The following is a 25,174-nucleotide window of genomic DNA, read 5'->3' on the forward strand; positions in this document are numbered from 1 at the left end:
AAGCAGCGTACAATTAATTGATTTTAGGGTTTTTAAGTGTAATTTTAACACGAAATAAACATTTGCATTTGACGTTATGCAACTAAACATCTATTTTACAGCATGCATCTTCCAAAAATAAACATTCCTAAAAAGTACATCAAAGCTGGTGCATGGGTTATAGGGATACTGCTTGTCGCCCTTATCATATTAGGATCCGTTGCTTACAGCAAGAGAGAAGCGCTCCTCCAAAAAATGATGGCCAAAGCAATCAAAAAAGCAAATGACAATTATGGCCTCGACGTAAAAATCGGTAAAGCCGGCTTCAGCGGGCTCGCTACCGTTGATATGAAAGACATCTCCGTAGTCCCAAAAGACCGCGACACGCTTACAACTATCTCAGATCTTTCTGTAGGTGTTAAATTATTTCCACTGCTCTTTGGAAATGTGAACGTTGCAGAGCTGAAGCTGGATAACGGAAAGCTGAATGTGGTACTGAAAGACAGCCTGACTAACCTTGACTTCATCCTGAAAAGGAAAAAGAAAGATAATCCCGACAAAACCACAAAAACAGATCTGAGTGAACTTGCCCATGATTTGCTCAATCAGGTGCTGGACAAAATACCTGAAGATATGGAGATGAAAAACCTCCTGTTTACACTCAATGATAATGATACTGCAAAAGTAACCTTGCTCACTACCACCGCCACGATAGATGATGGTGATCTGAAATCTACGATCCTGGTCAACAACAATGAATCTACCTGGCATGTCAACGGAAAGATCAAACCTTCCAAGCAACAGATGGATGTGCTGTTCTTTGCTGACAATAAGAAGGTGGAACTCCCCTACCTGGAAAATAAGCTTCATGCAAAAATCAGCTTCGATACGATCAGGACTGAACTGAAAAATGCCGACTATAGTGGTGATAATTTTAAGATCACAGGGTCGTGGTCCATACAGAACCTGCTGATCAACCATCCTAAAATCGCCGCCAATGATATCATCGTAAAAAATGCGAAAATTGATGCCGACCTGATGGTAGGGTCCAATTTCGTGGCACTCGACAGCAGTAGTACCGTATTTTTAAAAGATGCTTCGTTTCATCCTTATTTAAAGTATACCTTATCGCCTGATAAGATCTATGAAGTAAAGATCCATGCGGATGAGCAGGACGCACAAGCCATGATCAATGCTTTTCCTGTAGGACTTTTTGAATCACTGGAAGGGTTGCAGGTGAAAGGCAAAGTTAAATACGACCTTAATTTTTACCTCGACAGCAGTACGCCAGACAGCCTCAGGTTTAATTCTACCCTTACACCGTACGACTTTAAAATCGTGAAGCTTGGCAAAACAGACCTGCAAAAAATCAATAACGTATTTGTTTATACACCTTATGAAAAGGGAAAGCCCATGCGTGATATCACCATCGGCCCCTCTAATCCTAACTATACCCCGCTGTCTGAGATCTCCAGCAATTTTAAAAATGCGCTGCTAACCTCAGAAGATCCTTCCTTCTTTACGCACCATGGCTTCGTTGAAGAATCTATCCGCAAATCGTTTGTGATCAATTTTAAAAAGAAAAAATTTGTGCGTGGCGGCAGTACCATCTCTATGCAGCTGGTTAAAAACGTATTTCTAAGCCGGAACAAAACCCTTGCACGCAAGGCGGAGGAGATCCTGATCGTATGGCTGATCGAGAATAACCGCCTGGTGAGCAAACAGCGGATGCTCGAAGTCTATTTCAACATCATCGAGATGGGTAGAAATATTTATGGGATTGGCGAGGCCTCCAGACAGTATTTTGGAAAGAGCCCTTCAGAACTGAACATAGGAGAAGGTATATTCCTGGCCAATATTGTCCCTAATCCTAAGATTGCCATGTTTAAATTCCAGGGCGACGGCAGCCTTAAAGAGTACATGCTTCCCTATTTCAGGTATATGGGCAGAATTATGGCGCGCCGCGGTTTAACGCCCGCAGATACCAGCGGATACGGCTTTTATAATGTAAGGCTGCGCGAAGGCCTCCGGCAGTACCTGCTTCCTGATTCAGCGAAGGTAGATACGACGGCATTTGATCCTGATTCCGAGGCCAGTGCCCCGCCCGTAAAAATGCAGGACGAATCCAAAAGCCTGTTCGACAGGTTATTTGGCCGTTCCCGAAAAGACAAAGATTCTACCAGCAGAAACCTTGGCGTGGAGGATACGCTAAAAAAGTCAAAAAAGGACTTGCGCCGGGAACGCCGTGAAAAGCGCCGCCTGGAGAAAGAAAAGGAAAAGCTAACGAATTAACGCCGCCATAAAAGAGATGAAGAATAAAATTGAAGTTGGAGATAAACAATTTGAGCTGTTTATTGAAAACGATAGTATTGCCAAAAGAACCCGTTTAATCGGCACAGAACTTAATGTTGATTATGAAGGACTCTGTCCGGTCTTCATTGGCGTACTCAATGGCAGTTTTCTGTTTATGGCCGACCTCCTTAAGGAAGTGGAGGTCCCATGTGAAGTTGGCTTTATCAGAGTTGCTTCATACGCAGGCACATCCAGCACCGGAGCAATAAAAGAGGTATTCGGAATATCTGAAGATCTTAAAGGGCGTCACGTTATCCTGGTTGAAGATATCGTTGATACCGGCTTTACGCTAAAATTTATCCTGGAGAAGGTGTATTTGCAGGAACCAGCATCAGTCCGCGTATGTACATTGCTGTACAAGCCCGATGCAATCCTGCATCCGATTGAAGAACTTGAATATACAGGCTTTGAAATCCCTAACGAATTTGTAGTAGGTTACGGCCTTGATTATAATGGATTAGGCCGGAATCTGAAAGACATCTACCGCGTTATCCCAGATAACATTTCCTTAACCTGATTCCGGTAAATTTTTCACAAATTTGCAGAAACATCTAGAAACATATTTTATACCTAATGACAATACATAAAGAAGGTTATACAACTATAGCCGTTTCATTGCTTTTTATTTTTATCCTGAACGCTATAATCGATTACAGATTTGCCGACGTTACCTGGTTAAGGTGGGCTGGCTATCTGCTTTCATTTGCTTTATTTGTTACGGTGCTTCAATTCTTCAGGAATCCATCAAGGGCATTTGTCAATGGCAATAATCTGGTAATCTGTCCGGCCGACGGAAAGGTAGTTGTGATTGAAGAAACCATAGAAGGCGAATATTTTAAAGATAAAAGGTTGCAGGTATCTATTTTCATGTCGCCTGTAAATGTACATATTAACAGGAACCCGATCTCAGGGGTAGTCAAGTTTTTCAAATATCATCCCGGAAAATATCTGGCTGCATGGAACCCTAAATCATCTACCGAAAACGAGCGTACTACAGTTGTAGTAGAGCACGAAACCGGAATTCCTGTACTCTACAGACAAATCGCCGGGGCCCTGGCCAGAAGGATCGTGTGGTATGTTAAAGAAGGTGATGTAGTTGAGCAGAGCAAAGAATTTGGTTTCATTAAATTCGGCTCCAGAGTGGATATATTCCTGCCGGTTGGCACAAAGGTTAACCTGGAACTTAATCAGGTTGTAAAAGGCGGGATAACTGTACTGGCTGAGCTTGCGTAGGCTGTTGTAAGGGATATGCTGACAGGGAGCTTAAGATCTTCTGGCTTCGCTGAAAAAATAATTCCCTGTATCGATGCTGCATTATTTTGCTGCGCAAAAAAACGCTAGGCATCGATACAGGGAATTATTTTTTTCCAGTTTATCCTGTACCAGGAAGGACAAGTATTCTGGCTAAGCAAATCGCCTACGCCATGCCTTATATTACCCTCATCCAAAAACCGCTCATCCTCCTCAGTGGGCTAGCCTGGTCTCTCTCTTATCGCAATGGCTATTGCCATATCCTTGTCAACAGATCCACCTACGAATGTGAATTACTCCTGACCACTATCATATCTGCACTCTCCATTCGGCCCAGGCATCAGATTTACCATCATCCCCTCTGGACATATAGCAGGATCAAATCACACCGCTCAGATCATAAATGGCGGCAATGCGCTGAGGATTCTGCACCAGGCTTATCCATCTTCTTTTGCGTCATATTTGTGCGCAAGATTATCAATTTACCCGGCACCATTCTTCTGCATCATGCCTCCGCAACATGCTTCTGCACTACGCTTCCGCATCATATTTTTTTTGCACTACGCTTTTGCAACATGCTTTTAAACCATGCTTGTGCTCCACGCATTTGCAACATGCTTCTGCATCATGCTTTTGCAATACGCTTCCGCACACGCTTTTGCAACATGCTTCCGCACTACGCTTCCGCACCATGCTTCTGCATCATGCTTTTGCACTACGCTTCCGCACCATGCTTCTGCACCATGCTTTGGATCAACCCAAGGGAAGCCTGTTAAAAAAAGGTAAGTAGTTTCCGATGCCTAGCGTTTGTTTGCGCAGCAAATTAATGCAGCATCGAAACTACTTACCTTTTTTTATAAAAATGACCCAACAAAAAAACCTCCCCGCGGATATCGGGAAGGCTTGTATATTTTGTACAGGTAACTAAACTCTCTTAGACTTGATACGAGCTGCTTTACCAGTTAACTCACGTAGATAGAACAATTTAGCTCTACGTACTTTACCGTGACTGTTAACTTCAATTTTAGCAATGTTTGGGGAATTGATTGGGAAGATACGCTCTACACCAACACCGTTTGACATTTTACGAACTGTAAATGTCTCATTAGCACCTACGCTGTTACGTTGTAAGACCACGCCTTGGTAAATTTGAATACGTTCTTTATTACCTTCGCGAATTTTATAGTGAACACTCACTGTATCTCCTGATTTGAATGCAGGAAACTCGTTCTTTGCGATTACCTGCTCTTCAACAAATTTTACTAAATCCATGATTTTAAGCTATTAAGCCGACTTTTTGTTGTTTAAAATCGGACTGCAATATTAGGAAATATTTTTTATAAAAAAAAGGGAATTTCATTTTTTTCCACATTCTTTTAGAAATCCACATTTTTGCTGTCAGGGTAATTCCCCCCTTAGCCCTTATGAAATTCTTATTTATCGCCCTTGAACAACTGGGTAAGGCTTTTTCCTGTTGTTTTCTGATTGATCAGGGTATCATTTTGAATCCCAAATAATATTTCAAGCTGTTTAACTTTTTCATAGGGAATATCCTGGCGGTCTCCCAGCTTTATTTTCCGGTAATTGTGAAACGTATTCATCGAAACATCCAACACCACAGGTATTGTCTTCATCGCAAATTTATATTCCTTAATCGTAAGTCTGTCTAAGAAAGCATTAATCTTATACTTTTCGATATTTTCACTCATCTCTATTGAAATTATTTTTAACGTACATAACAGTCCTGAAACCATCATCAGGAAACAATTTCGTAAATATATAAATAATTACATTTAAAAATAAAATAAAGGAAAAGAAATTACTTAATACAGAAATAACAAAAAACGACAGAAAGCATTCAGAGACATCATATAGGCAGTAGAAAAAGAATTACAGGGCTTAATCCTCCAGCAGGTCCGGGCGAAGGCGCTGTGTACGCGCAAGAGCCATTTCATGTCTCCAGTTATTAATTTTGGATTCGTGCCCGCTTAAGAGTATCTCAGGCACAAGATGCCCTTTCCAGTCGGCCGGACGGGTATATATAGGCGCATCCAGCAAACCGCCCTGAAAGCTGTCAGACAAAGCAGAGGTTTCATCATTCAATACTCCCGGTATCAGCCTTACAATGGCATCAACGAGAACCGCAGCAGGCAGCTCTCCGCCAGACAGGACATAATCTCCGATAGAGATCTCGCGGGTTACATAGATATCCCTGATCCGCTGGTCAATTCCCTTATAGTGGCCGCAAAGAATGATCACATTTTTAAAACCAGACAGCTCATTTGCCATGGATTGATTCAATGTCATACCATCCGGACTCATAAAGATCACCTCATCGTACGTTCTCTGCTCCTGTAAGGCCTCAATACACCTGGCAAAGGGCTCTATAGACATCACCATTCCACTGCCTCCACCGTACGGATAATCATCCACACTCCGCTGCTTGTTGGTAGCGTAATCCCGGAGACTGTGAACCACGATCTCCGCGATCCCTTTAGTTTGGGCACGTTGCAGGATAGAATGTGCAAAAGGACTTTGCAGCAGGTCTGGCAATACGGTGATGATATCGAAACGCATAAATTAATAATTAGTTAGACAAGTAAATATCCAGTAGTCCGTCAGGAAGGTCAACGAGCAGCGTACCTTCATCCTCATCAATCTCGATGATCATATCTTCATTCAAAGGAAACATCACTTCTTTGTTCTGGTAAGAGACGGTGGCTACAAATTGCTGTGGATATTCATTGATTTCTATGATCTCTCCCAGTTCGCCCATCGTTTCATCAGTAACAATAAATCCCTTCAGGTCATTATAATGAAAATCATCTTCTGAGCGGTCCGGCATCTTTGTCAGCGGCAGATAGATTTTTTTTCTCAGCAAAGGCTGCGCTTTATCAATATGATCAATGTCGTCAAAATAGATATTGCAGGTGTTATTCGGCTGCATTTTGTAAACCGACACAAAAAAAGGCACCATTTTACCGTTAATATCTGCAAATACAACATCCAGATCAAGCAGGCCTGGTTCATCGTACTCAAAATACAATTGTACCTCTCCCTTTAACCCTTTCGTTTTGGTAATATATCCTATATAAAAAGCCTCTTCGTGCGTCATACTGTTGATCAATTATTCTTTAAAATAAAAATAGCGAAGAAACCATTCTGTAGAAGGTTTCTTCGCTATGATTAAGAATTACAAAATACTATGCTTGTTCTTCTGTGTTTTCTTCTGTTGCAGGAGCTTCAGTTTCTGCTTCAGCTTCCGCTTCCGGAGCTTCTTCTTCAACTACTTCTTCTACAGGTGCATTTTTGATTGCAAGAGCAGCAGCACGATCAGCGTTTTTCTTCGCTTCAGCAGCAAGAGCAGCTTTTTTAACGTCATCCTTAGATTTAGTTAAGCCGTCTTTTTTGCCTTCGATTTTACTGTCTTTTGCTTCTAACCATTCTGCAAATTTAGCATCAGCCTGTTCAGCAGTTAAAGCACCTTTTTTCACACCACCTTCTAAGTGTTTTTTGTAAAGAACACCTTTGTAAGAAAGAATTGCGCGACATGTGTCAGTAGGCTCAGCACCTTTGTTAACCCAGTCTAATGTTTTTTCGAAATTGATTTCGATAGTAGCAGGATTGGTGTTTGGGTTGTATGAACCTAAACGCTCAATAAATTTACCATCTCTTGGTGAACGGGAATCCGCTACCACTACGTGGAAAAAAGGTTTCCCTTTTTTACCGAATCTTTGCAATCTGATTTTAGTTGCCATTCTTTTATAAGTTTATGTATTCAACATAGTTCCCGGAGCTACATGCTTGCGGGGACGCAAAAGTAAGTAAAATACTAATGATTAGCAAGATGCCGCGATTTTAAATTCTATTATCATGAATTTAGCTCCCAATTGAAGATATTTGAGCAAAATAATCCGTACAAAAAGACCGCAACCGATATGAGAATAGCAATAGACATGGATGAAGTGCTGGCAGACCCAACCAGTAAATTTATTAAACTCTACAACCGCGACTACGGTGTGCCACTTGACACCATCCTTGATCCGGGCAATGAGATTTATCACCATGTTCCTGAACATGCCAATAACAAATGGTATGATTACATTAATGAAAAGGGATTTTTCAGAGACCTTCCTGTCATTGAGGGAAGCATTGAAGCCCTGAAAAAATTGCAGGAGAAGCATGAAATCTACATCGTCTCCGCAGCCGTAGAATTCCGCAACTCACTGGAAGACAAAATGGACTGGCTGGCAGAGCATTTTCCTTTTATCTCCTGGAAAAACATCGTTTTCTGCGGCGACAAAATTATCAGGGCAGATGTGCTGATTGACGACCGCAGCAAGAATTTTGAAGGTTTTGAAGGCCGCAAGCTTTTGTTCTCCTCTCCACATAATATGCTGATCACCGACTACGAACGCGTAGATAACTGGCAGCAGGTACTGGACAAATTGTTATAAAAAAGAGGGCTTTTACAAGCCCTCTTTTTTATAACAGCAGAAAATGAGAGCGGCCTATAGAGAAAGGATCTCCACCAGCTTCAGCCAAACAGGGCTCACTTCTTCCGCATCAATATGTTTGATCGCGTGATCAAATGGCGTAAAGATAATTTCCTTGTTCACCTGACCTACCATTTTGCCAGATTCACCGTTCAGCAGCCCTTCAACAGCAGCAACACCAAAACGGCTGGCAAGCACCCTGTCCATACAGCTCGGCTTACCACCACGCTGAATATGCCCGAGAACAGAAACACGGATATCATACTGGGGGAACTTGTCTTTCAACACTTCCCCTACGTTAAATGCTCCTCCCGCATCATCACCTTCGGCAACAATAATAATCTTTGACGCCTTATCTTTCCGGCCGTATTCCAGCCTGTTGATCAGTCCCTGTACGCCCATGTTGGCCTCAGGGATCATGATCGCCTCTGCGCCCACTCCAATACCGCTTCTCAGCGCAATCAGGCCAGAATCACGTCCCATTACTTCAACAATAAATAACCTGTCGTGAGACTCCGCCGTATCCCTGATTTTGTCAATAGCATTTACTACAGTATTGATCGCCGTATCATAACCAATTGTAAAATCAGTTCCTGCAAGGTCATTGTCAATAGTACCCGGCAATCCAATTACAGGAATATCAAATTCCAAAGAAAACAGGTTGGCGCCGGTAAAGGTTCCGTCACCGCCGATCACAACCAGCGCATCGATCTCATGTTCCTTCAGCTGATCATACGCTTTCCGGCGGCCTTCCGGTGTACGAAATTCATCACTTCGTGCAGTTTTAAGAATCGTGCCCCCACGCTGTATGATGTTTGCTACCGACTTACGTTCCATGGGAAGAAAATCGCCGTTAATTAACCCTTCGTATCCTCTATATACGCCAAAAACGTTCAAATCGTAATATATCCCCGCTCTTACCACTGCCCTTATGGCAGCGTTCATTCCCGGAGCATCTCCTCCTGATGTTAATACAGCAATGTTTTTAATCTTGTTCATTCTTTGTTATTTCTTGGATGCTTTAAATTTATCGAGTCCGCTCTGTAAATAAGCAGCGTGTAGTTTTGCGTCAAAGATTGCACCCTGCGGTGAAACCAGCGGAACCAGGTCCGGCCCCGCCATCACATAAAATGGCTGTGAATTCGAATTATAGTGTGTAGCCTGAAAATCTCCGTTCCATCGACCCAGGTCATCAGTTGTTGTACGCAGGATTTTTGAGTAATGAACTTTATCAGCAGGCATCTGAACAGAACGTTCATCTACATATAATTGTATCAGCACAAATTCATCTTTGATCAAATGGCCAACTTCAGGATCTATCCATACTTTATCTTCCATCTTTCTGCAGTTCACACAGGCATGGCCGGTAAAGTCTATCAGTACAGGCTTATTCATCTTTTTAGCAAAGGCCAGCCCCTCATCAAGATCAAAAAACGCATTAAACCCGTGCGGTGGGTGCAGCACATCATTATATTTTACAGTCGCCGGAAAAGAAGACGGCCCTTCAGCAGCACCGCCTGCGGTACCGCCAAGAATGAAGTCCTGCGTATTTAAGGGCGGCGCTATGCCGCTCAGTATATTCACTGGTGCGCCCCATAAACCGGGAACCAGGTACATTGCAAATGAAAACGAGAAGATAGCAAAGAAAAGCCTTGGTACCGTAACATAAGGTAGCTCACTGTCGTGAGAGAATTTAAGCTTCCCGATGATATACATTCCCATCAGCACAAAAATCACTATCCACAGTACCAGGAAGATTTCCCTGTCAAACCATTCCCAGTGCCAAACCAGGTCTGCCGCAGAAAGAAACTTAAGTGCAAGTGCAAGCTCCAGAAAGCCCAGGCAAACCTTAAGGCTGTTTAACCATCCGCCCGATTTAGGCATGCTGTTCAAAAATCCCGGGAAAACAGCCGATAGCGTAAACGGCAGTGCCAGCGCAAGGGCAAAGCCAAGCATCCCGATGGCAGGCGCGAGGATCTCTCCTTTAGAACTCGCCTGAACAAGCAGCGTACCTATAATCGGCCCTGTACAGGAGAACGAAACCAGTGCCAGTGATGCTGCCATAAAAAATATTCCGCCCAAACCTTTGCTGTTGTCGGCCTTCTGATCAATCTTATTGACAAAAGAGCTGGGCAGGTTAATCTCAAACGCCCCGAAAAAGGATATTGCGAAAACAACCAGCAGAATAAAAAAAGTAAAGTTGAACGTACCACTGCTGCTGAGTTCGTTCAGTTTTGCAGAACCAAACACCAGAGTGATAAACAATCCGAATGCAACGTAAATAATAATAATTGAAGCCCCATAAATCAGCGCTTGTCCTATACCTTTGGCTTTACTGCCCGCCCTTTTGGTAAAATAACTTACCGTTAGCGGCACCATAGGAAAAATACATGGCATCAGAAAAGCGATGAACCCGCCCACAAGGCCCTGAATAAAGGTTTGCCATAATGTTTTGTCCTGATCGGCTGATGGCAGTGGCTGTGTGGCTGTAACCGTTGCCGCAGGTTTTACACTATCCTTTTTCACCGTATCCTTCTTCATACCCGCATTTGCCGCACTATCTGCCGGAGAGCCGATTTCAGTAAACTGAATATCGTCTGATACTGCGGTTGAATCCTGTTGAACAAAAGCAAAACTTTGTCCCGGCTGCAGAAAAAAGGCACCAAGTACCAGAACAAACATTAAAATTAACTTCTTCATTTTTTAGTATTTTTTATTTATTCAAGCTGCTGCCAGCAAATTCTGCCGGCCTTCTCTACGAGGCCGTGAAATTACTTATAATTTCTTGTTTAAAAAGTTTTGAGGCCGGCCGTATTTTTTATTTTACTGTTTATCGATATTCATTCGCCTGCATACAAAAAGAGCCCCGGAATGTCCGAGGCTCTTTTTGTATGCAGATTGAAAACAGATTATTTTACCTGTACGGAGAATTTGATTTCATCCGGAGGAAGGCATCTCGATTCATCACAAACCATAAATTCTATGGTTCCGGTCACTGTTGTTGCTGGTTTGTTCAGCTTTATTTTTTGCTGAAATACAACAGATTTCTCAAAGTACCCAACATTCATGTCAAATACCTTTTCAAACTTAGACATCGGTTTTGGCTCTGCTGTAGTACCTACTTTGGTATACTCTTTTGATGGAGCAAATGTAATCGTAGTTTTTACTGGGCCTCCCGGCTTAACGTTCTGCGAATAGATATGCCAGCCGTCCTGAATCGTTGCCTTGATATAAACGACAGCTTCAGTGTTACTGATTTTTTTTTGTGCATAAGACCATGTTACCGGCGTCTCGATCTGAGCTGAGGCTCCCAGAACGGCGAACAGTAACATTGCAAATACTAAGGTTACTCTTTTCATGGTCATCATTGTTTGGTGTATTTTTATTTATTTTGGTTGGTTATCATTGACAAATTCTATCTCTTTAAAATTATACGACATTACGCCTGTTTCGGTTTCCATACTTAAAATACCTGCATCACTAACATCGATAATCTTACCTTCAATGCGCTCGCCATTTTGGCGGTAGGCAGCTTTCACATTAAACCGGTAAAGAAAATTTAAATATTCCTCCCGTAAAGTATTATAGTTTCCCGCTTTTAATTTTAAATAGCTCGCTTCTATTTGACTGCAAATTTGTATCAAAAGCGATATTAAATTAACATCCTGATGTAAAATTTGATAGATGGAGCCCGCACGGTTTTCCAGCCCCGGTTCAAAAGCCTGCTGGTTAACATTTATTCCTATACCAATGATGCAGGCTTTTATCCGGCCGGCAGACACGATATTTTCAATCAGGATTCCCCCTAGTTTTCTGGAACCGAAATAAATATCGTTGGGCCATTTGATCGTTAGTCCTTCCCCGGCTATGGCTTTCAGGGCATGCTGTATCGCCACGCTGACCGCCATATTTAGCCTGAACTGTAATGTAAGCGGAAGAAATGCAGGGTACAGCAGCAGGCTGAACGTCAAATTTTTTCCGGGCTCGGCATGCCAGTTGCTTTCTACCTGCCCCCTCCCTGCATATTGATTCTCTGCCATAATAACAGTTCCTTCGGGTAATGGCTCGGAATTTGACACCATCCTTTTCAAAAAGTTATTGGTAGAATCAACGGCCGATAATTTGATGAGATTTTGACCAACAAATAATGTTGAAAAAGTGTTATTTTGCAATAGTTGATTTTATATTCGTTATTTATCAAAAATAAAACATTTTAATGGTAAAAAAGAAATTAGTAAACCTTTCTACATACCTTTCAGAAATAGCCGTTCATGGCATGCAGGAAAAAAAGGGACATGACATTGTCCGTCTTGATTTAAGAGACCTAAACAGTTCCGTATCAGATTATTTTATAGTTTGCAACGCAGATTCTTCAACACAGGTAAAGGCTATTGCCGATAGTGTTGAGGATGAAATTTATAAAAGCACCCAAGCCACGCCCTGGAGAAAAGAAGGGCTTGAAAACGCAGAGTGGATAATATTAGATTATTTTGACGTGGTAATTCATATCTTCAAAACCGAAAAAAGAGATTTCTACGGAATTGAAGACCTTTGGGGAGATGCCCAAACGACGACATACCAAAGCGCATAACCTTACAACCTTATACATTTTTTTGAATCAACGATGAAAGAGAAAGAAAATACAAAGCCCAAATTAATTAAGCGGATACCAAATATTCCAAAGAAACCTCAAAAGGGATCTAATTTCAATATATTCTGGGTATATGCTGCTATCATTTTAGGGCTTGTCCTGGTTTCGGTGCTGTTTACAAACGACACCAACAAAACCATTGACTACCGTGAATTTGAAACCACAATGCTTCAGCCGGGAGATGTGCAGAAGATTGTAGCCTATAAATATGAAGACCTTGTAAGGGCTGATGTATTTATAAAGCCAGACAGGTTAAATCAGGAGAAATACAAAAAATTTGAGACGAAAAGCAATTTCGGATCTGCCGGCGGACCTACAGTATCATTCACTGCAGGCTCTATGGACGCTCTGGATAAACAATTGAAAGAGTCTCAGAGTACTGTTCCTGCCGAAAGCCAGGTCCTTGCCGTAAAAGAAACCAGACAGAGCACATTTAACTCCTGGTTCTTCACTGTAATCATCCCTGTGTTATTGTTTATCGGTTTCTGGATATTTATTATGCGGAAAATGGGTGGCGGTGCCGGAGGTGGTGGCGGCCAGATCTTCAATATCGGAAAATCTAAAGCTACACTGTTCGACAAAGAAAGCCAGGTTAACGTAACCTTTAACGACGTTGCCGGTCTTGAAGAAGCAAAACAGGAAGTAATGGAGATCGTAGATTTCCTTAAAAACCCAAAAAAATATACCAACCTGGGCGGTAAAATCCCTAAGGGAGCATTGCTTGTAGGATCACCTGGTACAGGTAAAACCTTATTGGCAAAAGCTGTAGCCGGCGAAGCACAGGTTCCTTTCTTCTCACTGTCGGGTTCAGACTTTGTAGAGATGTTTGTAGGTGTTGGTGCTTCACGTGTACGTGATTTGTTCAAACAGGCTAAAGATAAAGCGCCATGTATCATCTTTATTGATGAGGTGGATGCCATCGGGCGTGCCCGTGGTAAAAACAGCATGATGGGCGGTAATGACGAGCGTGAAAATACACTCAACCAGTTACTGGTAGAGATGGATGGTTTCGGAACAGATTCAGGAATTATTATTCTTGCCGCAACTAACCGTCCTGATGTGCTGGATAGTGCTTTACTTCGCCCGGGCAGGTTCGACAGACAGATTTCTATCGACAAACCAGACCTGGTAGGCAGAGAGCAGATCTTTAAAGTGCATTTGAAACCGATCAAAACTGATGTTGTAGTAGATGCCAAAAAGCTTTCTGCACAAACTCCTGGTTTTGCCGGTGCCGAGATTGCAAACGTTTGTAACGAAGCCGCACTGATTGCAGCCAGAAGAAACAAAGAGTCGGTAGACATGCAGGATTTCCAGGATGCGATCGACCGTGTAATTGGTGGTTTAGAAAAGAAAAACAAGATCATCTCTCCTGAAGAAAAACGTATCGTTGCTTACCATGAAGCCGGACATGCGATTGCAGGCTGGTTCCTAGAACATGCAGATCCCTTGGTAAAGGTATCTATCGTTCCACGTGGTGTTGCAGCCCTTGGCTATGCGCAATACCTGCCTAAAGAGCAGTTCCTGTATACTACAGAACAGCTTACAGACGGCATGTGCATGACAATGGGCGGACGTGTTGCAGAAGACCTTGTCTTTGGCAAAATTTCTACAGGTGCACAGAACGACCTTGAAAGGATTACAAAGTTGTCGTATGCAATGGTCACCATTTACGGAATGAACACCGCTGTAGGTAACGTATCTTTCCACGATCCTCAAAATGAGTACAACTTTAATAAACCATATTCAGAAAAAACTTCGGAGTTAATCGATATTGAAGTACGCAAATTGATCGGCGATGTGTACGAAAGAACAATGCAGTTACTGGTAGAGAAAAGAGAAGGACTGGAGAAACTGGCGGCCAAACTGCTGGAAAAAGAAATCCTTTTCCAGGCTGATCTGGAAGAAATCCTGGGTAAACGCCCTTTCGATAACCGTACTACTTACGACGAGTTTGTAAACGGTACAGGAGATCAGAAACCTGCCGCTGAAGGCCTCGTTCATGAGGGTGTTGGCGAAACAACCGATCCTTCTGCACCTATCAATCCTGCACAGGCAGAATCGTAATCATTTATTTCATGGAGCTATCACCTCAGGGTGATAGCAAATCCATTTTTTATGCAAGAGAATATTTCCTCAAAGGAGTTGATGTTAAAAAAGATAAGGAAAGCTCTGCTTGAAAAAAGAGATAATCCCTATCCTAATTTAGAAGAAACCTCTCTCTATAAAGACACTGACGAAATCCCCGAAGTCCTGTTTGCCGAACAGCTCACTGCCGTATCCGGGAATTTCATTTTCTGCGAAAACGGCGTTGATTTCATTGAAAATATTCTGGAACTTGCAGATAAGTTCAAATGGAGAAAAATTTATTGCTGGGAACCCGAACTTCAGGACCTTCTGGCCAACTACGAATTTCCTTTTTACAAGACCGATAAAGACTTTGAAATGGCCGAGGTGGGAATCACCATGTGCGAAGCATTAATTGCCCGTAACGGCTCGGTTTTAGTCTCCAATCAAAATGAGGCCGGAAGAAGACTGAGCATATTCCCCCATCACCATATCGTTATTGCAAGAACCGGTCAGCTGGTCATGGATCTCAAAGACGGATTCAGGCTGATCAAAAATAAATATGGAGCTCAGATCCCCTCAATGATCAGCACCATAACGGGCCCCAGCAGGACTGCAGACATCGAAAAAACACTAGTCCTCGGCGCACATGGCCCAAAAGAACTGTTTGTTTTTCTGGTTGACGATTTTTCTTAAAATTTTTATATTCAAGAAATTAATCATAGGTTTATACCAAATACCAAAACAGTCTACGGTTCAATACAATGAATAATAAGCAGCTTTTTTCAGTAATCGCAGGTACAGGATGTTACATACCGGAGAACATTATATCAGGCGACTCATTCTTAAGTTCTATCTTTTACGAGAACGGAGCGATCATTGAAAAGAACATTACAGAGATCATCAGTAAGTTTTCAGAGATCACAGAGATCATGGAACGCCGCTATATTGACGATGTCATGTTAAACAGTACGATCGGTGCCATCGCCGCACAACGCGCTATATATGACGCCGGGATCGATAAAGAAACAATAGACCATATTATTTTCTGCCATAACTTTGGCGACATAGAGAAAGGGAGCAACCGTATGGATATGCTGCCGGCCCTTGCCGTCAAAGTGAAACAACAGCTGGAGATCAATAATCCGGATTGTGTGGCATATGACATTATATTCGGCTGTCCGGGATGGGTACAAGGCTCTATACAGGCAAACTACCTGATCCAGAGCGGAGATGCAAAGACCGTACTGGTCATCGGTGCAGAAACGCTGTCCAGGATCATTGATCCGCACGACCGCGACAGCATGATCTTTTCTGACGGCGCAGGCGCTGTTATTTTCCGCGCAGAAGAATCAACCGAACCTACAGGCATCATCGCCCATAAAACCAGTACCTATGCAGGCAACTGGGCGAACTTACTGGTTATGGGGCCAAGCGGCAACCCAACAGTAACAGATGGAAATACTTACCTGAAAATGAACGGGCGGAAGCTCTATGAGTTTGCAGTAGTCAATGTTCCGCAGGTGGTAAAAATGGCGATTGATAAATCTGGTATCAGCATTACAGATATAAAAACCGTATTTATTCATCAGGCCAATGGCAAAATGGATAATGCGATCATGAAAAGATTGTTTAAGCTCTATGATATGGATACGGTACCTGAAAATTTGGTGCCGATGACCATTTCCTGGCTGGGGAACAGCTCTGTGGCTACGATTCCTACTTTACTAGATCTGGTGCGCAAAGGCCAGGTTGAAGGATATGCAGTCAAAAAAGGCGAATATGCCATATTTACCTCAGTGGGAGCAGGAATGCATATTAACGCATTTGTGTATAAATTTTAATACAGATAATTTTTTATGCTTTCAGTTGTTTATTTTTGAGTAAACCGATGAAAGCCATGAAAAATATCATCCTATTTATTGCTTCAGTAGTATTATTATCGTCCTGCAAGGCTTATCAGCTGAGCACAATATCCAGCAGCAGTACAGCCCTGGATTCCACAGGTGTGTTCAAAGTAGAAAACGATTCCCTTGCCCTAAGCTATAATTTCAAGGGAGAAAATGAGCCGATCAATATCGAGGTTTTTAATAAGCTCAATGAACCCCTGTATGTTAACTGGGCTAAATCTGCATTGATCGCGAAAGATAAAGCTTACAGCTATGCAAGTGATATCATCAGTATAGAAGGAACTACATCATCAATCAGTACCCGATATGGCAGGGGAGGCAGTACAGTAAGCGACGGCTCTATTTCTGCAACCGCAAAACTAAGCCCGTATGAAAGCTTTATTCCGCCACATTCCAAAATAACCCGAACCATTTATGTTCTTAAAAATGTAGGGATGGCTGAATTACCTCAATCAGATTTCCGCAATACATCTTTAAATTATGATGACGGATCAGGCCAGGTCCCGGCAAAAAGAGCCATTTTTGATGCCGGAAATACCCCCTTAAATTTTAAAAGCTATCTAACCCTCTATACGGTAAAGGAAAACAATGCTAAAACATTCAGTATGGAGCAGGAATTTTATGTTTCCGGAATGATAAAAACAAATGCCAACCCCGAGGAGCTATATGAGTTCAAACATAACAGGGGAGATGTAATCGTTAATTCCAGAGCTACCGGCTATGCAAAAACAATGGCAGTGGTGGGCCTGGTTGGAGCTGTTGGCGCCCTTACCACTGCCGAAGCAACGCTGAAAGACAAGAACAAACCAAAATAATTAATCTTTAATTCTTTTCATGTCATCTTTAGCCTGCGCTTCAATACTGTTTTCATATTCATGATCTTTCATATTGATGGCCTGACTAAAGAATGCCCTTGCACGTGAATTATTTTTTCTTTTCACATAGATTTTGCCCATGTTCAAAGCTGAAGTGGCAGCATAGTAATACTTCAGGTTTTTACCGCAGTTAATGGCATTCTGATAGTTCAGCAAAGCCAGGTCATCCTTCTCAACTGCGTCATAAATCCTTCCTGCACGGTAATAGTACTCAGCTTTATCTTTCGCGGCCCTGTAATCCGCTCCGCTGTGTTCAGACAAGGCATCAAGCGCCTTTGTATAGTATCCGCCGTCAAATAATAACCTGGCTCTCAGCAAACCGGTATCCGGAGCCGGCGGGCCTGCTTCGTTCAGCGCCTGCTTGTCTCTTTCGCCAAAAGTATAACCTACGCCCTTAACCTTTGCTGTATACGCATTATAAGCTCCCGTGTCGCCGTTTAACAAGGCCACCCATGACAGATGAAGGTTTGCGTCCTTGATGTAATTTACGCCTTTATTCAACGCCAGGAATTTCTTAAAGTTTACAGATGCAGAATAATCCAGTTTATTAAGTTTAGCAGTACCCATTAATAGTTCCAGATAGGGGAAGGCCTGATAAGCTTCTCCGGAGGGACGGCTGCCCAATATAGCAATAGCTTCGTCAGTATGTCCGTTTCTGGCACATACATATGCCTGCAAATATGCCTTTAGTAAACTGCTGTCGGCAATCCTTGCTGTATATTTCATTGTTTTAGCATAGGCGTCTGGCGCATGCACAATATCTGATAGTACAAAGGAATAGTAAAATACAACTTCTTCATAAAAAGGTTCGTAAGTAGACCGGGGCAGGTTCTGGGCCAGGTTATCCAGTAAAGTCAGCCCTTTTTGTACATCGCCTTTTATCCCAAAGGCAGACAATGCACTTTTTAAGATCCCGTCCGGAAGGTTTCCAAGAAACACATTGATCAGGCCGATACCTTTACTATTGAGATGAAATCCGGGATATTTTTTGCTGTTCTCCTGCAATTGTGAATTCGCCTTCCTGATTTCCCTTGCGGCAGTAAAAAACTCGCCGTAACGGCTTCTTAACAGGGCCCATTGCAGGTTGATCTCTGCCTGAGCATAAAGGTAATACGGCGAATTATTGTCCTCGTCGCTAATCTGGTCCAGCCTCCGGGAGCGTTCTTCTTTCAAACGTTCAAAATCCTGTTTATTCTCTGAGGTAATCAGATAAAAATAATCCGCGTAATTTTCTAAAAGAGGGACAATGGCATTTTTGGGATGCGTCCTTTTTTCATTGGCAATCAGCTGACGGGCAGCATTCAGTTTCAGCTCAAAGATCAGCTGATAGGCTTTGAGGCAATTGGCATTGAAATCAAAATTGGCAAGAACAGTATTTGGAAGGGCTATAAAAAGGCAAAAAACTGTGTATTTAATCAGTAGAGTAAAACTCCTTTTAGCAGGCATACATTAAAAATTCTAGAACTAAACAATATTAAGTAACGATTGTAACGGGAATATTGTTTTACAACTTGGAGGATTGTTTTCTAACCGGTAAGATTTAAATCCACCGGGAAGGTTGACTGCATAAAAAAACGGCCAGATTTACACCTGACCGTCTGTTATATGGTATCCTGCCGATTAAGCCGGTACTGCTTCCTGTGTTAAGGCCTCATCAACTAAAATCCTGCCGCAGTGTTCACATACGATGATTTTTTTGCGCTGACGAATATCAAGCTGACGCTGAGGAGGGATCTGGTTAAAACATCCTGAGCAAGAGTCACGGTCAATCGTTACTACTGCAAGTCCGTTTACTGCATTTCCTCTCAGTCTTCTGTAGGCAACAAGTAATCTGTCTTCAATAGCTGCTTCTGCTTTTTCAGATTTTTTAGATAAAGCAAGTTCATCTTTTTCCGTTTCAGCAGTGATCGTTTGCAATTCCCCTTTTTTAATGTCAAGATCACCTTTTCTGGATTCCAGATCAGCTAATGCTTTTTCGTAGATCTCAGTTTTCGAAGCAATTTCAAATCCGTGCTCTCTGATTTTCTTTTCACAAACCTGGATCTCTAAAGACTGGATTTCCACTTCTTTTGTTAAAGCATCGTATTCACGATTATTTTTTACCTCTTTTAATTGAGTATCATACTTCTTGATCAGGTTCTGAGATTCCTTGATCATGTTTTTACGTGTTACAATGGCATCTTCAGTTTCATCCAATTCAGCCTTGAATTTTTGTATACGCGTTTCCAATCCTGCAACCTCATCCTCTAAATCAGCTACTTCCATAGGTAATTCACCACGGATCTGACGGATTTTATCAATTTTTGTATGAAGGGTTTGTAATTCGTATAAAGCTTTTAGCTTTTGCTCTACAGTTTGTTCCATTAAATGAAATAATTTATGGGGTTTGTATTATGCTCCGTTAAACGGATCGCAAAGTTAGGAAATTTTTCCCGAATAATATCTATCAACAAATCAGATGTAAATTGTTCACTCTCAAAGTGTCCGATATCAGCAATCACCAGTTTTCCATCTGCATCAAAAAACTCATGGTACTTAAAATCGGCAGTCACAAAGGCATCAGCCCCCGCGGCAATCGCATGTCCCAGCAGAAAACTGCCCGAACCACCGCAAACAGCCACTTTTTTGATCTTTTTACCTGTAGGGCGGGTATGCCTGATCACCGTGACATTCATCCTGGATTTCAGTAAAGCCAAAAATTCTGCCGCTTCCATTTCTTCTTCCAGCCAGCCAATCATGCCGGTACCAACGCTGTCCAATTTATTTTCAAGCGGATAAATATCATAGGCGACCTCTTCATAAGGATGGTTTTCAAGCAGTGCAAGTAACACTTTGCGCTCATTCTGAATCAGAAATACAGTCTCTATCCGGGTTTCAGCTTCCTGATGCTGTATGCCCTTTTCGCCCGCAAAAGGCTGCGTACCCGGTCCTGCCTTAAATGTACCTGCGCCATCAGCATTAAAGCTGCATTCGCTATACCCACCGATATTCCCCGCACCGGCAGCAAATAGGGCTTCCCTGACGCGGCCCGCCTGGGCAGTGGGGCAGAAGGTAACGAGTTTTTTCAGCAGTCCGCTGCGCGGCTCAAGGATCCTGGGCTGCTTTAGTCCCAGCCTTTTGCAGATCACACCGTTAACGCCATTGTGAACGCTGTCAAGATTGGTATGGATCGCATACAATGCGATATTATTTTTTATAGCTTTCAGTACCACGCGTTCAACATAGTTTTTTCCTGTCAGCTTTTTTAGTCCTTTGAAAACAATAGGATGGTGGGTAATGATGAGGTTACAGCCTTTGTCAATAGCCTCATCAACGATCTCCTCTACACAGTCCAGCGCAACCAGCGCCCCTGTAATTTCCTGGTTCAGGTCTCCGGTAAGCAAGCCGGAATTATCATAATCTTCCTGATAGTTCAGCGGGGCATATTCTTCAAGATGTTTGATCAATAGCGCTAGTCTCATCCCGTAAATATACGATGCCGGCAGCAATTATTGGATGCTGCTGCCCATTTTTACCAATTGCAAACTTTCGAAAACCATTTTCTGATTGTATTCAAATGCAAGGCTTTTATAATTTACAAGGTCGATGATCGTCCCGATCGCACAAAGTCCGTAGGTAAAGAAATACAGGATCCCCATACCAATCTGGTTAACCAGGAAACGCGCCAATCCGGGAACAAAAAATCCCAGTACACAGTACAGGATCATATCGTCGGGGCTTCTTCTCTTACTGCTGTATACCAGAAGAAACCCATTCAGTTGCTGTTCACTAAAGCCCGTAGTTGCAGTTTGCAGATAAGAAAACTCTTGTGGCGAGATGCCCGGAAGCATCATAAATGGTGAATTGTACATAATTATTTCTCCTTTCTTTTGTTCATTAATTTATTCCGTTCGTACCCTGCAAGCGTTACAATTCTGTAACTGATGATCAGTACGGCAGGTATGCCAAGCCAGTGGTAATTAAAACTTTCGCGGATGTTGCCATGCAGGACATGCGTCACTGCTCTTCCTAATCCGCAGCCGGGGCACCAGCTCAGTCCCAGGTTAGCCAGAGGACAAAAGGTAAAATGTATTGCCTCCGGATGTGCTGCAGGTTTTGCCATGGCCAGAAACATCATAGCCGCAATCCAGAATATCAGCTCCAAAGGAAAACGCTTTAACCACTTTGGGTTCCCTCTTTTGAATTTTAGAGTCATTAATGGCGGCATTGTTACAGATTAGCAATTCATAAATCTTACATTTGCAGAGTGAACATTCGCGACCTGATCAACAGATATAAAACTGATGAGCGCATCGAAGCGCTGGCAAAGACCCTCAACCTGGGTAAAGGTACTAAACTTCAGCTAAAGGGCTTAGTGGGTTCTGCCGATGCTGTTATCGCTATCGCAACCTATTTCCTGCTGCATAAACCTCAGCTGTTTATTTTGCCCGACAGGGAAGAGGCGGCTTATTTTATGGCCGACCTGGAAAGTATCCTCGAAAAGGAAGTGCTCCTTTTTCCTTCATCTTTTCGTAAATCCTTTGATTTTACCCAGGTAGATACCGGAAATGTACTGGCCAGGGCAGAGGTGCTCAATGAGCTTAACCATCAGTCGTCCTTCGGAAAAATCGTGGTTACTTATCCCGAAGCACTTGCCGAAAAGGTCATTGACAGAACAGTTCTGGAAAAAAATACGCTCGAAATCAGCCTCGGCATCAAATTAGGGATCGATTTTATCAACGAATTCCTGATCGACTATGATTTTGAGCGTACAGACTTTGTTTATGAACCGGGGCAATTTTCAATCAGGGGCGGAATCGTTGATATTTTCTCATTCTCCCATGATCTGCCATACAGGATCGAATTTTTTGGCGATGAGGTAGAAAGTATCAGGACCTTTGAAATTGATACCCAGCTCTCGGTAGAAGATGTAAAAACGCTGACGATTATCCCTAATGTTCAGTCTAAATATCTTACGGAAAGCAATATTAACCTGCTGGATTATATTGAAAAGGATACACAGCTCTGGTTTAAAGATGTAGAGTTTACCCTTGATATCATCAAAGGCGGGTATAAAAAAGCCGTGGAGCTGTGGAAAGCACTGCCGGCGAAAGAAAAACAGGAAAACCTGGACTGGATAGATCCTAAATTTGCTTTTTCTGATGAAAAAATGATAGGGGATATCGTACATGATTTTGCACTGGTAGAATTTGGTAAACAGTTCTTTTACCGTTCAGAAAATGTGATCCTGTTTGATACCAAACCTCAGCCCTCTTTCAATAAAGACTTCCACCTGCTGATCAACAACATCAAAGAGAATGAGAAGAACGGTATTTTTAATTTTATCTCCAGTTCTTCCCCAAAACAGACAGAACGCTTATACGCGATACTCGATGATATCGATAAAACCATCAAGTTTGTTCCGGTAAATATCCAGCTGCGCGAAGGTTTTATTGATCCGCAGCAGCAGATTGCGATGTATACCGACCACCAGATTTTCGACAGGTTTTACAAATACAAGCTCAAAAGAGGATACCAGCGCAGCCAGGCGATCACCATGAAAGACCTCCGCGACCTTAAACCCGGAGATTTCGTCACGCATATCGACCACGGTATCGGTAAATATGCCGGACTGGAGAAAGTAGAAGTAAACGGTAAAACCCAGGAAATGATCAGACTTATCTATGCTGATAATGACCTCCTGTATGTGAATATCAACTCGCTTAACCGGATTGCAAAATACAGCGGTAAAGACGGAACAGCGCCAAAAATGAATAAACTGGGCACCGAAGCCTGGGACAAACTTAAGAAAACCACAAAAAAAAAAGTTAAAGACATTGCCAGGGACCTGATCAAACTTTATGCCCTGAGAAAATCACAGGTAGGTACTGCATTTGATCCCGATGGTTACTTGGAAACTGAACTGGAAGCTTCATTTATTTATGAGGATACCCCTGATCAGATGAAGGCTACCAATGATGTAAAAAAAGATATGGAAGCCCCTCATCCGATGGACCGCCTGGTTTGCGGTGATGTAGGCTTCGGAAAAACAGAGATAGCTATACGTGCGGCCTTTAAGGCTGTAGCCAATGGTAAGCAGGCGGCAGTTCTGGTACCTACTACCATCCTTGCGCTGCAGCATTTTAAAACATTTTCAGGCCGTCTGAAGGACTTTCCATGCCGGGTAGACTATATCAACCGTTTCAAGACCAGCAAGCAGATCAAGGAGACCCTGGCGCAGGTAGCCGAAGGCAAGATTGATATCATCATCGGCACCCACAGGCTGCTTAGTAAAGACGTCAAGTTTAAATCGCTGGGCATTATGATCATCGATGAAGAACAGAAGTTTGGTGTAACTGCCAAAGAAAAACTACGTGCGCTGCGTGTAAACGTAGATACACTAACACTGACAGCTACCCCAATCCCGAGAACGCTGCACTTTTCATTAATGGGCGCAAGGGACCTTTCAATTATGAGCACGCCGCCGCCAAACCGTCAGGCCGTAAATACCGAACTGCACGTGTTTAACGATAAACTGATACAGGAATCCGTTCAGTTTGAACTGGACAGGGGGGGACAGGTGTTTTTTATCCATAACCGCGTAAATGACCTGCCGCAGCTGGGCGGACTGATCCAGCGGCTGGTTCCAAAGGCCAGGATCGGTATTGCACACGGTCAGCTTGACGGAGACGCCCTGGAAGATGTAATGCTGGATTTTATCAATGGGGAAAAAGATGTCCTAGTGGCCACCACGATTATTGAGGCCGGACTGGATATTCCAAATGCGAATACGATCATCATCAATCATGCGCATATGTTTGGACTTAGCGACCTGCACCAGATGCGCGGACGTGTAGGAAGATCCAATAAAAAGGCTTTCTGTTATTTGCTGAGCCCGCCTTTATCCACGCTAACCTCCGAAGCGCGTAAACGCTTAAGCGCAATCGAAGAATTTTCAGACCTGGGCAGTGGTTTTAACATTGCTATGCGCGATCTGGATATCCGCGGCAGCGGAAACCTGCTGGGTGCCGAACAGAGCGGTTTTATCGCAGAAATAGGTTTCGAAATGTACCATAAGATCCTGGATGAAGCCATTCAGGAACTGAAGTCAGACGAGTTTAAGGATCTCTTTAAAGATGACAAGGAACGTCCTTTTGTAACCTTTACCCAAATAGATACAGACCTGGAACTATATATTCCTGACGACTATGTAACCAATATTACGGAACGCTATAACCTGTATACAGAGTTATCAAAACTGGATACTGAAGAGCAGCTGACCGCCTTTGAAACCTCGTTAAAAGACCGTTTTGGCAATGTTCCAAAACCTGTAAAAACGATGCTGAGCGTACTCAGGCTGCAATGGTCTGCCAAGAAACTGGGTTTTGAAAAACTAAGTTTCAAAAAGGGGGTGCTCAGGGGATATTTCATCAACAATAAGCAATCCAATTTCTTTGACTCAGCTATGTTTCACAAGATCCTGAACTTTGCCCAGCAGCACCCAAGAATGTGCAACCTGAAAGAAGTAAAAGATACGCTGCGGATAGCTTTTGAAGATCTCAAAACTGTTGAAGATTCAATAGAAATGCTTGAAATGGTAGCGCAGTAGCCTTCTTA

24 protein-coding genes are annotated in these 25,174 nt (G+C 42.7%); 10 read left to right on the forward strand and 14 right to left on the reverse strand.

Features of this window, described 5'->3' with window-relative positions; genetic code table 11:
* Positions 1 to 102: 102 nt before the first annotated feature.
* The 3 genes from FN831_RS13405 to FN831_RS13415 are packed head-to-tail and all read left to right on the forward strand — an operon-like array spanning position 103 to position 3,564.
* Positions 103 to 2,271 (forward strand): transglycosylase domain-containing protein, encoded by a 2,169-nt coding sequence (locus FN831_RS13405; RefSeq protein ID WP_142528685.1) that lies wholly within the window; start codon positions 103 to 105, stop codon positions 2,269 to 2,271.
* A 16-nt stretch (positions 2,272 to 2,287) separates the two neighbouring features.
* Positions 2,288 to 2,848: a hypoxanthine phosphoribosyltransferase gene (hpt, locus tag FN831_RS13410; RefSeq protein ID WP_142528686.1), complete on the forward strand. Its 561-nt coding sequence runs from the start codon at positions 2,288 to 2,290 to the stop codon at positions 2,846 to 2,848.
* Between the two features lie 56 nt (positions 2,849 to 2,904).
* Entirely contained in the window at positions 2,905 to 3,564 is a 660-nt protein-coding gene (locus FN831_RS13415) for a phosphatidylserine decarboxylase family protein (protein ID WP_142528687.1), read from the forward strand.
* A 942-nt stretch (positions 3,565 to 4,506) separates the two neighbouring features.
* On the opposite strand, the gene rplS is transcribed toward FN831_RS13415, so the two are convergent.
* The 5 genes from rplS to FN831_RS13440 all read right to left on the reverse strand — a co-directional run bounded on the left by rplS (position 4,507) and on the right by FN831_RS13440 (position 7,340).
* Positions 4,507 to 4,854 (reverse strand): 50S ribosomal protein L19, encoded by a 348-nt coding sequence (rplS, locus tag FN831_RS13420; protein WP_008241658.1) that lies wholly within the window; start codon positions 4,852 to 4,854, stop codon positions 4,507 to 4,509.
* A 161-nt stretch (positions 4,855 to 5,015) separates the two neighbouring features.
* A complete protein-coding gene (locus FN831_RS13425; RefSeq protein ID WP_246101512.1) occupies positions 5,016 to 5,291 on the reverse strand; it encodes a hypothetical protein in 276 nt (91 codons plus the stop codon).
* Positions 5,292 to 5,481: 190 nt separating this feature from the next.
* A complete protein-coding gene (gene trmD, locus FN831_RS13430; RefSeq protein ID WP_142528688.1) occupies positions 5,482 to 6,159 on the reverse strand; it encodes a tRNA (guanosine(37)-N1)-methyltransferase TrmD in 678 nt (225 codons plus the stop codon).
* Positions 6,160 to 6,169: 10 nt separating this feature from the next.
* Positions 6,170 to 6,697 carry a ribosome maturation factor RimM gene (rimM, locus tag FN831_RS13435; protein WP_142528689.1) on the reverse strand — a complete coding sequence of 176 codons (528 nt, stop codon included), beginning with the start codon at positions 6,695 to 6,697 and terminating at the stop codon, positions 6,170 to 6,172.
* 88 nt (positions 6,698 to 6,785) lie between these two features.
* Positions 6,786 to 7,340 carry a 30S ribosomal protein S16 gene (locus tag FN831_RS13440; protein ID WP_142528690.1) on the reverse strand — a complete coding sequence of 185 codons (555 nt, stop codon included), beginning with the start codon at positions 7,338 to 7,340 and terminating at the stop codon, positions 6,786 to 6,788.
* A 180-nt stretch (positions 7,341 to 7,520) separates the two neighbouring features.
* On the opposite strand from FN831_RS13440, the gene FN831_RS13445 reads away from it, so the two are divergent.
* A complete protein-coding gene (locus tag FN831_RS13445) occupies positions 7,521 to 8,039 on the forward strand; it encodes a 5' nucleotidase, NT5C type (RefSeq protein WP_246101513.1) in 519 nt (172 codons plus the stop codon).
* 54 nt (positions 8,040 to 8,093) lie between these two features.
* On the opposite strand, the gene pfkA is transcribed toward FN831_RS13445, so the two are convergent.
* The 4 genes from pfkA to FN831_RS13465 all read right to left on the reverse strand — a co-directional run bounded on the left by pfkA (position 8,094) and on the right by FN831_RS13465 (position 12,250).
* Positions 8,094 to 9,077 carry a 6-phosphofructokinase gene (gene pfkA / locus FN831_RS13450; RefSeq protein ID WP_142528691.1) on the reverse strand — a complete coding sequence of 328 codons (984 nt, stop codon included), beginning with the start codon at positions 9,075 to 9,077 and terminating at the stop codon, positions 8,094 to 8,096.
* 6 nt (positions 9,078 to 9,083) lie between these two features.
* The gene (locus tag FN831_RS13455) at positions 9,084 to 10,778 is read right to left on the reverse strand and encodes a protein-disulfide reductase DsbD family protein (protein ID WP_142528692.1); all 1,695 of its coding nucleotides are present in this window, start codon (positions 10,776 to 10,778) and stop codon (positions 9,084 to 9,086) included.
* Between the two features lie 209 nt (positions 10,779 to 10,987).
* A complete protein-coding gene (locus FN831_RS13460) occupies positions 10,988 to 11,437 on the reverse strand; it encodes a protein-disulfide reductase DsbD domain-containing protein (protein WP_185960475.1) in 450 nt (149 codons plus the stop codon).
* 27 nt (positions 11,438 to 11,464) lie between these two features.
* The gene (locus FN831_RS13465) at positions 11,465 to 12,250 is read right to left on the reverse strand and encodes a biotin--[acetyl-CoA-carboxylase] ligase (RefSeq protein WP_142528693.1); all 786 of its coding nucleotides are present in this window, start codon (positions 12,248 to 12,250) and stop codon (positions 11,465 to 11,467) included.
* 44 nt (positions 12,251 to 12,294) lie between these two features.
* On the opposite strand from FN831_RS13465, the gene rsfS reads away from it, so the two are divergent.
* From rsfS to FN831_RS13490, 5 genes are all read left to right on the forward strand, one after another.
* A complete protein-coding gene (gene rsfS / locus FN831_RS13470) occupies positions 12,295 to 12,669 on the forward strand; it encodes a ribosome silencing factor (RefSeq protein WP_142528694.1) in 375 nt (124 codons plus the stop codon).
* A gap of 33 nt (positions 12,670 to 12,702) precedes the next feature.
* Positions 12,703 to 14,793, forward strand: a complete 2,091-nt coding sequence (gene ftsH / locus FN831_RS13475; protein ID WP_142528695.1) for an ATP-dependent zinc metalloprotease FtsH — start codon at positions 12,703 to 12,705, stop codon at positions 14,791 to 14,793.
* 51 nt (positions 14,794 to 14,844) lie between these two features.
* Complete coding sequence (locus tag FN831_RS13480) at positions 14,845 to 15,489, forward strand: LutC/YkgG family protein (RefSeq protein WP_142528696.1); 645 nt, start codon at positions 14,845 to 14,847, stop codon at positions 15,487 to 15,489.
* 68 nt (positions 15,490 to 15,557) lie between these two features.
* Positions 15,558 to 16,637, forward strand: coding sequence for a 3-oxoacyl-ACP synthase III family protein (locus FN831_RS13485; protein WP_142528697.1), 1,080 nt, complete (start codon positions 15,558 to 15,560; stop codon positions 16,635 to 16,637).
* Between the two features lie 56 nt (positions 16,638 to 16,693).
* Positions 16,694 to 17,518, forward strand: coding sequence for a hypothetical protein (locus FN831_RS13490; protein ID WP_142528698.1), 825 nt, complete (start codon positions 16,694 to 16,696; stop codon positions 17,516 to 17,518).
* On the opposite strand, the gene FN831_RS13495 is transcribed toward FN831_RS13490, so the two are convergent.
* The 5 genes from FN831_RS13495 to FN831_RS13515 form a co-directional block, all read right to left on the reverse strand.
* A complete protein-coding gene (locus FN831_RS13495; protein ID WP_142528699.1) occupies positions 17,519 to 19,024 on the reverse strand; it encodes a tetratricopeptide repeat protein in 1,506 nt (501 codons plus the stop codon). It abuts the gene before it with no gap.
* A gap of 174 nt (positions 19,025 to 19,198) precedes the next feature.
* Positions 19,199 to 19,942 carry a zinc ribbon domain-containing protein gene (locus tag FN831_RS13500; protein ID WP_142528700.1) on the reverse strand — a complete coding sequence of 248 codons (744 nt, stop codon included), beginning with the start codon at positions 19,940 to 19,942 and terminating at the stop codon, positions 19,199 to 19,201.
* Positions 19,942 to 21,039 carry a Nif3-like dinuclear metal center hexameric protein gene (locus FN831_RS13505; RefSeq protein ID WP_142528701.1) on the reverse strand — a complete coding sequence of 366 codons (1,098 nt, stop codon included), beginning with the start codon at positions 21,037 to 21,039 and terminating at the stop codon, positions 19,942 to 19,944. The genes FN831_RS13500 and FN831_RS13505 overlap by 1 nt, the downstream gene beginning before the upstream one ends.
* A gap of 27 nt (positions 21,040 to 21,066) precedes the next feature.
* Positions 21,067 to 21,429 (reverse strand): TM2 domain-containing protein, encoded by a 363-nt coding sequence (locus FN831_RS13510; RefSeq protein ID WP_142528702.1) that lies wholly within the window; start codon positions 21,427 to 21,429, stop codon positions 21,067 to 21,069.
* A gap of 2 nt (positions 21,430 to 21,431) precedes the next feature.
* Positions 21,432 to 21,773, reverse strand: coding sequence for a DUF2752 domain-containing protein (locus FN831_RS13515; RefSeq protein ID WP_142528703.1), 342 nt, complete (start codon positions 21,771 to 21,773; stop codon positions 21,432 to 21,434).
* Positions 21,774 to 21,824: 51 nt separating this feature from the next.
* Here FN831_RS13515 and mfd point away from each other — a divergent pair, with 51 nt between their 5' ends.
* Entirely contained in the window at positions 21,825 to 25,166 is a 3,342-nt protein-coding gene (gene mfd, locus FN831_RS13520; RefSeq protein ID WP_142528704.1) for a transcription-repair coupling factor, read from the forward strand.
* Positions 25,167 to 25,174: the final 8 nt, after the last annotated feature.

Source organism: Pedobacter westerhofensis, from assembly GCF_900182595.1.
GTDB classification, from domain to species: domain Bacteria; phylum Bacteroidota; class Bacteroidia; order Sphingobacteriales; family Sphingobacteriaceae; genus Pedobacter; species Pedobacter westerhofensis.

Bases quoted from the DNA above. Each gene is read 5' to 3' on its own strand.
- FN831_RS13440 (WP_142528690.1), bottom strand. From the start codon at position 7,340: ATGGCAACTAAAATCAGATTGCAAAGATTCGGTAAAAAAGGGAAACCT.
- rimM (WP_142528689.1), bottom strand. From the start codon at position 6,697: ATGACGCACGAAGAGGCTTTTTATATAGGATATATTACCAAAACGAAA.
- FN831_RS13460 (WP_185960475.1), bottom strand. From the start codon at position 11,437: ATGAAAAGAGTAACCTTAGTATTTGCAATGTTACTGTTCGCCGTTCTG.
- FN831_RS13480 (WP_142528696.1), top strand. From the start codon at position 14,845: ATGCAAGAGAATATTTCCTCAAAGGAGTTGATGTTAAAAAAGATAAGG.
- FN831_RS13495 (WP_142528699.1), bottom strand. From the start codon at position 19,024: ATGCCTGCTAAAAGGAGTTTTACTCTACTGATTAAATACACAGTTTTT.
- FN831_RS13445 (WP_246101513.1), top strand. From the start codon at position 7,521: ATGAGAATAGCAATAGACATGGATGAAGTGCTGGCAGACCCAACCAGT.
- FN831_RS13455 (WP_142528692.1), bottom strand. From the start codon at position 10,778: ATGAAGAAGTTAATTTTAATGTTTGTTCTGGTACTTGGTGCCTTTTTT.
- FN831_RS13405 (WP_142528685.1), top strand. From the start codon at position 103: ATGCATCTTCCAAAAATAAACATTCCTAAAAAGTACATCAAAGCTGGT.
- FN831_RS13485 (WP_142528697.1), top strand. From the start codon at position 15,558: ATGAATAATAAGCAGCTTTTTTCAGTAATCGCAGGTACAGGATGTTAC.
- FN831_RS13425 (WP_246101512.1), bottom strand. From the start codon at position 5,291: ATGAGTGAAAATATCGAAAAGTATAAGATTAATGCTTTCTTAGACAGA.
- FN831_RS13505 (WP_142528701.1), bottom strand. From the start codon at position 21,039: ATGAGACTAGCGCTATTGATCAAACATCTTGAAGAATATGCCCCGCTG.
- FN831_RS13515 (WP_142528703.1), bottom strand. From the start codon at position 21,773: ATGACTCTAAAATTCAAAAGAGGGAACCCAAAGTGGTTAAAGCGTTTT.
- hpt (WP_142528686.1), top strand. From the start codon at position 2,288: ATGAAGAATAAAATTGAAGTTGGAGATAAACAATTTGAGCTGTTTATT.
- FN831_RS13490 (WP_142528698.1), top strand. From the start codon at position 16,694: ATGAAAAATATCATCCTATTTATTGCTTCAGTAGTATTATTATCGTCC.
- ftsH (WP_142528695.1), top strand. From the start codon at position 12,703: ATGAAAGAGAAAGAAAATACAAAGCCCAAATTAATTAAGCGGATACCA.
- FN831_RS13510 (WP_142528702.1), bottom strand. From the start codon at position 21,429: ATGTACAATTCACCATTTATGATGCTTCCGGGCATCTCGCCACAAGAG.
- rplS (WP_008241658.1), bottom strand. From the start codon at position 4,854: ATGGATTTAGTAAAATTTGTTGAAGAGCAGGTAATCGCAAAGAACGAG.
- FN831_RS13415 (WP_142528687.1), top strand. From the start codon at position 2,905: ATGACAATACATAAAGAAGGTTATACAACTATAGCCGTTTCATTGCTT.
- pfkA (WP_142528691.1), bottom strand. From the start codon at position 9,077: ATGAACAAGATTAAAAACATTGCTGTATTAACATCAGGAGGAGATGCT.
- trmD (WP_142528688.1), bottom strand. From the start codon at position 6,159: ATGCGTTTCGATATCATCACCGTATTGCCAGACCTGCTGCAAAGTCCT.
- FN831_RS13500 (WP_142528700.1), bottom strand. From the start codon at position 19,942: ATGGAACAAACTGTAGAGCAAAAGCTAAAAGCTTTATACGAATTACAA.
- rsfS (WP_142528694.1), top strand. From the start codon at position 12,295: ATGGTAAAAAAGAAATTAGTAAACCTTTCTACATACCTTTCAGAAATA.